The 8,241-nt window shown below is 39.2% G+C and carries 6 protein-coding genes and 1 pseudogene; 2 read left to right on the top strand and 5 right to left on the bottom strand.

Translation table 11 applies throughout. The features are described 5' to 3' along the window. From HUK49_RS11540 to zwf, 4 genes and pseudogenes are all read right to left on the bottom strand, one after another. Positions 1-145, bottom strand: a pseudogene (locus HUK49_RS11540) (helix-turn-helix domain-containing protein); the annotation flags it as partial. Positions 146-261: 116 nt separating this feature from the next. Beyond that, a complete protein-coding gene (locus tag HUK49_RS02745) occupies positions 262-2,229 on the bottom strand; it encodes a glycoside-pentoside-hexuronide (GPH):cation symporter (RefSeq protein ID WP_191912562.1) in 1,968 nt (655 codons plus the stop codon). 309 nt (positions 2,230-2,538) lie between these two features. Further along, on the bottom strand, positions 2,539-3,975 hold the full coding sequence (gene gndA, locus HUK49_RS02740; protein ID WP_102167900.1) for an NADP-dependent phosphogluconate dehydrogenase: 1,437 nt from the start codon (positions 3,973-3,975) through the stop codon (positions 2,539-2,541). A gap of 132 nt (positions 3,976-4,107) precedes the next feature. Continuing rightward, the gene (zwf, locus tag HUK49_RS02735; RefSeq protein WP_191912561.1) at positions 4,108-5,586 is read right to left on the bottom strand and encodes a glucose-6-phosphate dehydrogenase; all 1,479 of its coding nucleotides are present in this window, start codon (positions 5,584-5,586) and stop codon (positions 4,108-4,110) included. 359 nt (positions 5,587-5,945) lie between these two features. Between zwf and HUK49_RS02730 the strand changes: the two genes are divergently transcribed. Then, entirely contained in the window at positions 5,946-6,383 is a 438-nt protein-coding gene (locus HUK49_RS02730; protein WP_191912560.1) for a VOC family protein, read from the top strand. Positions 6,384-6,622: 239 nt separating this feature from the next. Here HUK49_RS02730 and nrdI read toward each other — a convergent pair whose 3' ends face one another. After that, positions 6,623-7,084: a class Ib ribonucleoside-diphosphate reductase assembly flavoprotein NrdI gene (gene nrdI / locus HUK49_RS02725; protein ID WP_102169550.1), complete on the bottom strand. Its 462-nt coding sequence runs from the start codon at positions 7,082-7,084 to the stop codon at positions 6,623-6,625. 277 nt (positions 7,085-7,361) lie between these two features. On the opposite strand from nrdI, the gene HUK49_RS02720 reads away from it, so the two are divergent. Next, on the top strand, positions 7,362-8,228 hold the full coding sequence (locus HUK49_RS02720) for an ATP-binding cassette domain-containing protein (RefSeq protein WP_191912559.1): 867 nt from the start codon (positions 7,362-7,364) through the stop codon (positions 8,226-8,228). Positions 8,229-8,241: the final 13 nt, after the last annotated feature.

The raw sequence follows: 8,241 nt of genomic DNA, 5'->3' as shown, positions 1-8,241 counted from the left end.
TTAACTTAGTCTCTAATGAGTACTTCTGATTATGCTTAGGTCTAATTAATCCCGCCAATCCAGCGAGTAGGAATTGCTTAATCCACTTACTCATGTTTGCTGGTCGGACACCATGGTAATCATGAAGTAATTTAAGCTTTTCAATAGTTGAATAACTTACAATGCAAAACACCCCCTAGGATTCACACTTTTATTATTTAAAGTGTCAACCCTAAGGGGTATTGTACGATCTCAGTTGCCTTTTTCTTCAGAGGGTAAGAACTATTTTTCTTGATCCTTCTTTGTAACTTCCATAACGTTATCAGTGGTTGTAACTTCTTGGTTAGCAGAAATCAATTGCTTGAAGTTAAATTCTTCACTGTTAGTAACGGTAACGATAACGGTATCGTCAAGACCGGCTTTCTTAATAGTTGGGTCCCAGAATTCCATTAATTCGTCACCTTTAGCAACGTGTTGTCCCTTGTGGAAGTAGGTAACAAATCCAGTACCGTGTAATTTAACGGTATCAATACCAATGTGGATTAACAATGCAATGCCATTATCAGAAACTAAACCGACGGCATGGCGGGTTGAGAAGGTTGCACGAACAGTACCGCTGAATGGTGCGTAAACCTTACCATCAGATGGCTTGATGGCAAATCCTTGGCCCATGCTTCCGTTAGCAAAGGCAGGGTCGCTAACATTCTTCAGGTCAACAACAGTACCAGCAACTGGGGCAGGAATTTCCGTTACACCAGGCTTAGGAGTTGATACTGATTCATCTTCATCAGCAATGATTGTTCCTTCGTCATCGCTCTTGTTAAGCTCTTTACCCCAAGTTTGTTCAAGTTCAGCAACAATCTTAGCGTGCATCTTTTCGTCCAACTTAACCTTAGTGGCAAAGATAATAACGGAAATGGCAAGCATGATTGCTGGTGCAAGGAACATAACAAGCTTAAATGTTGTTACACCTGATGCAGAAAGTGATGATGCGGTAGCTCCAGCAGTCATTCCGGCGGCAATTGCAGTAGGTCCGATGATCCAACCGGAAACGGCACCAGCGAATTTATCAAGCAAAGGCCGAACTGAAAGAGTTAATGATTCATCACGGTGTCCTAACTTTAATTGACCATATTCAACTGAATCAGTAATTGTCATTAAGACAACTAAGAAGACAAGTGGTTGTGGAATAAAGAATAATTCAGCACCAATTAGAACCATTACTAAAGAATGACCAGCAAAGGCAAAGATTAGTAATCCTAGTGCTAACATACTGATGGAACCATAGAATAACTTCCGCCGACTAATCTTATTAGTAAACATTGGGAAAGTAAGAACTGAGATAACACCGACAACCGTGTTCAAACCACCAAGGATTGAGAAGGCCTTGGCATTACCGAGAATATATGTGAAGTAGTAAAGTTCCATACTGTTAACAAGCGTAATCCCGGTTGTGTAGAACAAGTAGGACATTGCAATGGAGAATAGTTGATCGTTCTTAACAAGAACCTTGAAAACATCCTTAAGTTTAGTCTGTTCCTTGTTTTCACGAAGTAATGATTGTTGTTCGTGGGTTCCTAAACCAACACCAACAGCAGTAATGGCAGCGATGGCAGCGATAATTGCAGCAAAGATAAACCAACCACGGTCATCACCGGTACCGCCATTTTGGTTAGCAGAGAAGAATAGGACCATTGGCATAATAACAAAACCAACAATCTGACCACCAACAGTTGAACCAACCCGGGCAAAGGTAGCAATCTTATCACGTTCATGTGAATTGAATGATAAGGCTGGAAGCATTGACCAGAAACCAACATCGTTGAATGAATAGAAGATATCCATAATGATGTATAAGATGGCAAAAATAATTAAGTAAAGATAAGGGCTAGAAACGTTTAAGCCACCTAGTGGGGTGAAAAGTGCTGCTAAGATAACAGCAGAAATAATTCCACCACCAACAACCCAAGGCTTGAATTTACCCCAACGAGTATGGGTCCGATCAATCGCATTCCCGATCATTGGATCAATTAACAATTCGATAATCCGGAGAACCGCAATAATTGTGGTAATCCATAGAATCATGTGATCGTTGAACGCTTTGTTACCGGAATGGAATAAGTGTCCAGTAACATACATAATAAAGTAAGTAGAGAGTAAGGCATAGAAGGCATCGTGTCCAAATGCACCCATTGAGTAGGCGAAACGGGCACGACCAACATGTTCTTGACTCTTAGAACTATTGTTCATTGTAGACTCCCCTTTTCTGCATCAACATTTATAATAACTTACAGCCATTATGTTAAGCGCTTTCATAAAAGATGTCAATATTCTTTTAGTAAATTTTTACGAAAAAATTTGCTAAATAATTTGCTCATTAGGTAAAAAATGTTCAATTGGTATAGTTCTAATAGGCGAAATATAACAGGCAACGATGACTTAGTGATAATAAAATGACTAGGGAGAATGAGCGATTAGTAAATATTTATTTAATGATGAACAAAAAGGACTTATGATGACTTCATCATAAGTCCTTAATTTAATGGAACTTCGTTTAAATTATTGTTCTTCGTACCAGCTGTAGTGGTAGTTACCAGGACGATCTGTCCGTTCGTAGGTGTGAGCACCAAAGTAATCCCGTTGTGCTTGTAGTAAGTTTGCAGGAAGGACTTCAGCACGGAATGAGTCGTAGTAACTAATAGCAGCACTTAATGATGGAACTGGTACACCAGCCTTTACGGCAAGTGAAACAACGTCCCGAATAGCCTTTTGGTACTTCTTGGCAATGTCTTTGAAGTAGTCATCAAATAAGAGATTCTTCAAATCAGGGTTCTTTGTGAAGGCATCGGTAATATTTTGTAAGAATTGGGCCCGAATAATGCAACCAGCACGCCAAATTTGGGCTAATTCACCGTATTGGAGGTTCCAATCGTAACGTTCAGAATCGATTCTCATTTGTTCGAATCCTTGAGCGTAACTCATTACCTTACCGAAGTAGAGAGCTTGACGAATCTTTTCAACAAGTTCTTCCTTGTTGTCGATTGAAACAGCTTCAGTATCAACAGGTAATTCCTTACTTGCTTGAACCCGTTCCTTCTTCATCATTGAGATGTAACGAGCATAAACGGCTTCGGTAATAACAGATTGTGGTGCACCACCGTCAAGGGCAGTTTCAGAACTCCACTTACCAGTTCCCTTATTAGCACCACGGTCAAGAATCATATCAACGATTGGCTTACTCTTGTCATCGCCAAGGTCGTCTTTTCGGGTAAGAATGTCAGCAGTAATATCAACAAGATAGCTGGAAAGTTCACCCTTGTTCCATTCAGCAAAGGTTTTAGCAATATCGTCAACTGGCATCTTTAAGACGTTCCGCATGATATTGTAACTTTCATCGATCAGTTCTTCGTCACCGTATTCGATTCCGTTGTGAACCATCTTAACGTAGTGACCAGCACCGTTAGGACCAATGTAAGCAACACATGGCTTGCCGTCTTCTTCAGCTTTAGCAGCGATCTTAGTAAGAATTGGTTCTACCAAGTCATAAGCTTCTTTTTGACCACCAGGCATTAATGATGGACCATAGAGGGCACCTAATTCACCACCAGATACACCCATACCAATGAAGTTGATTCCGGACTTATCTAACTTAGCATTCCGCGCCATTGTGTCATGGAAGTTAGTGTTACCACCATCAATTAAAACATCACCCTTATCAAGTAATGGTAATAATTCATCGATAACAGCATCAGTAGCCTTACCAGCCTTAACCATCATCAGGATCCGACGAGGCTTTTCTAGTGAGTTAACAAAGTCTTCAATTGTGTAACTTGGCACTAATTTTTTATCACCGTGATCACGGATCATTTCATCAGTTCGGTTACGGTGACGGTTATAAACACCAACAGTAAAACCGCGACTTTCAATGTTTAAGGCGAGGTTCTTACCCATAACAGCTAAACCAACAACACCAATTTGTGCTTTTTGATCTGACATATTCTTACACTCCTTAGCTAATCTTGTGTTTATTTTCACAATAATTATTATACAGCAAACGACTTTGAAAGTAAAAACAAAAAAGGACAAGAAGAAAATTATTTTCTTCTCAGACCTTATCGGTAATTTATGTTATTTGTTAAGATCGTAAACCCACTTGCGACCGTCACGAGCTAACAATTCAGTAGCTGCGGCAGGACCCATTGATCCTGGAGTGTAGTTAGGGAATTGTGGCTTTTCGATGTCCCAGAGGTTCCGAATAACATCAACGAACTTCCATGCATAAGCAATTTCAGCCCATGAAGCAAAGTTAGTGTGGTTACCTTCAAGAGCATCGTGGAAAAGACGTTCGTATGGTTCTGTTGATTCCTTCTTGGCAGAGTCGCTTTGGAGGAACTTCAAGTCAACTGGTTCAATTGTGTAGCCTTGACCAACGTGCTTAGCATTTAATTGAAGAGCGAAACCAGACTTAGGTTCAACAAAGATAGTTAAAACGTTGGAATGAAGTGCTTGTTCATTACCAGAGTTTGGATTAGCGAAAATATCAATTAATGGCTTCTTGAAGACTACATCAATCCGTGTAAACTTGTCAGCTAACTTCTTACCAGTCCGAACGTAGAATGGAACACCTGACCAACGGTAGTTATCAAACATTAACTTAGCAGCAACGAATGTTTCAGTGCCTGATTCTGGATCAACACCATCTTCGTGCCGGTAATCAGGTTGACTGCCATCAGCACCATATTGACCACGAACAAAGTTAGCAGCGGCTTGTGATGGGGTGTAGACACGTAAACTACGTAATGCCTTGATCTTTTCAACACGAACATCGTCGTCAGTAAAGGCAACTGGTTCTTCCATTGCGAGTTGAGCGACAACTTGCATGATGTGGTTTTGAACCATGTCACGTAAAGCACCAGAATTGTCGTAGTATCCAGCACGTTCTTCAACACCAAGCTTTTCGCTAAGGGTTACTTGGATGTTGTCAATGTATCGGTTGTTCCAGAGAGCTTCAATAACTGGATTACCGAAACGCAATGCTTGGATGTTTTGAACCATTTCCTTACCAAGATAGTGGTCAATCCGGAAGATTTGGTTTTCTTCGAATGTTTGTGACAATTCGTCATTCAACTTCTTAGCTGAATCGAAGTCACGACCGAATGGCTTTTCGATAACAAGACGGTTGTAACCATCATCAGTTAATAAGCCTTGCTTCTTGATGTTGATAGCAATAGTACCGAAGAATTGTGGAGCCATTGACATGTAGAATAAACGGTTACCTTCAGTACCGAATTGCTTGTCAAGCTCAGTTAAGCGATCCTTCAACTTAGCATAATGTTCTGGTTTAGTAACATCATGAGCACAGTAGAAGAAATGCTTAGAAAATGCTTCTGCTTCGCCATCCTTTGCAGGAATATCCTTAATTGAGTTTAAAACCATTTCTTGGAATTCTTCGTCGCTCATTTCATGACGTGAAGTACCAAGTAATGCAAAGTGGTCAGCTAAGTAGCCCTTTTGATAAAGCTTGAAAAGGGAAGTGTAAAGCTTCCGCTTAGCTAAGTCACCAGTTGCACCGAATAATGTAATTAATGCCTTATTTTCTGTAGCCAAAATGTTCACTCCTTCTGAATATTCAGAAAATCTTCTAATGCTACAATTATATACTTTCAACAGCAATTCTGCATTAAAAATGGTAAACGTTTTCTCTATGAATTATTTACAAAAGTAATGGATCAACTGAGATCTTTATTCGTATGAAAAGAACATTCGCTATTGATAAATAATTGGTCTAGAACAAAACTTTTTTGCTTTTTATACAGAATTAAGCAAAATTACGAATGAAAAATCAAAAAATGATCGTTCTAATATATTAGAAAGGTGATTTTCAATGCCTTATTTTGGGACACTTGTTTGACGTGACACAAAATGAACAATATAATCAAAAAAGAGGATTTTAACGGAGGAAAAACATGACTGCACAGATATACCCATATTTAACATTTGAGAATGCAAAGGAAGCGATGGACTATTATGTTCAGAACTTTGATGCAGAAATTGTTTATCACCAGCCACTTAGTGAAGAGCAAGCGGAAAACTTGGGATTGGATATTGACTCGTTAAGCACTACAACTTTTCGTGGCATTTTTCAGGTTGCTGGTCAGAAGCTAATTTGTGCAGACGCGACGATGACGAATCCCCAACCATCGTCAATGGTTTCTATTATGCTTAATTTTGGTGAAGATGAGGCTGGGGCAGAGCAGTTATTTAATAAAGTAGCAAGCTCTGATGAACAGCGCGTTACAATTCCGTTCGGTAATCAAACAGCTGATAATCAACTTGGTCAAGTAGTAGACAAGTACGGAATCACTTGGTTGATTTGTAGTGGTAAATTGATGCAGGAAGATTAAATAAGGAGCTGGGAATTAACTTTCTCGGAGGGACGGTTGACTAACCTAGAACGATGAATGATGATGAAATCATCAGAATCGTTCGTAGTTAGGCTCGAGTCCCTCAGTTACGATACGAAGTGAGCCTATTTGGATTCCCGCGATTAGACTCTATAGGTTCGGAGAGCGCTAAATATGGAAAGAGGATGAGAAAAAACGCTTAGTTTTTTCCCATCCTCTTATTTTTTATCGATCACACTTTATTTTTCATTCCATCTCTTTGCAAGACGATCGTAGATAACCTCGATATCTTGAGAGGTTCCGCGAAGTTCATAATCAGCAAGGAAAGGAGCATCAAATTGCTTAGCGTACTTTCTTGCAGTTAGGCAGTATTGCTCGTTGAAGTTTCGGTTACCGCTGCCGACAATTCCGAGACACTTCTTAGCGTTGTCGCCATAAGCAATGTATTCGCCTAGAGCGGTGGTCATAATTTCTGTAAAGCCGGAAGTAATACCATCGCCACCATCTAAGTATGTCGGAACAAAAACAAAGAATGGTTCTTGCTCATTAGCTGGTTCTGTTTGGTCAGTGATTTCCTTAAGGTTTAGTAGTGGGCTGCTGGGATTAAAACTATGTTGTTGCTTAGCGTATGTTTCCATACGACTAAGAAATGAACGCGTATTTCCCTCAATGGAGATATAAATAATGTTCATTGATGTCATTTGAGATCCTCTTTCTATTATAACGTAATTGATTCTTAATCTATTTTAGATGAATAGGGCGATAAATAACAGTATAAATTATTTTATTGTTAAGGATTGCTAATAGTATTGTAAATGATGGTGAAATTCATTAAGCTCTAAAAAATAGCCTAAGAAATATTGAAGTAATCAGTAATTAGTAAAATATAAAAATCATTTTAAACCGATGACATAGTCTATTTATATAATTACATGATAAAATTAATCTATAATGTTTCTTAATTTGGGAGGACTCGATTTGAGTAGTATTGTTTTAGATAACTTAACATTCGATGCTAAGTCTGGGGATCAGCTTGAAAATGTTTCATTAGAATTGACTTCACCACAAGTGATTGCTTTTTGTAGTAATGATAATGGTGCGATAACAGCATTAAAGCAACTCTTAGATGCTCAGGGAAGCATTGAAGAGGGAGCAGTACTTGTAAACGGTGAGCCATTGGGAAAAGTAAATCGTCGCCACGGCAACTCGCTAGTAGCTCATTTTGATGATGTTGAGCTGAAAGGGAAAACTGTTTTAAAAGCAGTAAAGAATTCCCTTAAGCACCACCAAAATGTTTTGACTGTTGATCAGACTAACCAAATGCTTGAATCACTTGGCATTGTTCCAGGAAGACGAATTGCTGACTTAACTCCTGACGAACAGCAAAAGCTTCGAATTGTGCTCCTCCTTTCTTGGTGTCGACCGATTGTTCTTCTTGATAATGCCTTTGATGGTCTTGATGAAGATAGTCGCCTAACAATGAGTGACCTTGTTGCTGACTATACTAAAAAGACTGACTCATTAGTCATTTTTACAAGCCAGGACGTTTCAACATTGATGCGTTTTTCTAAAATAATTTATTATTTTGAAGGGAGTCATCTTACATCTGCTCGTAATGTTGAAATGCTGGATAGTGTTGACTGTGTAGTAACAATAATTGGAACAGGTTTTCCGGTTGAAAACGCGGTAAAGTTAGGAGCTCATATGTTAGAGGAAGCCCCGAAAGAAACACGCTTTCTTTTCACCGGTAATATTCAAGTCTTACTGCCGCTTCTAGAGCAGAGTACAATTACTGATGTTCGAATTGAAGACGCAACGGTGGAGGATGAACTGATGACTTGGTAAATGTTTAAGGAGG

Origin of the sequence: Limosilactobacillus portuensis, assembly GCF_014838735.1 — a bacterium.
GTDB classification, from domain to species: domain Bacteria; phylum Bacillota; class Bacilli; order Lactobacillales; family Lactobacillaceae; genus Limosilactobacillus; species Limosilactobacillus portuensis.
Note: the sequence above shows the minus strand (reverse complement) of the source record. Positions and strands in the feature narration are given on the sequence as shown.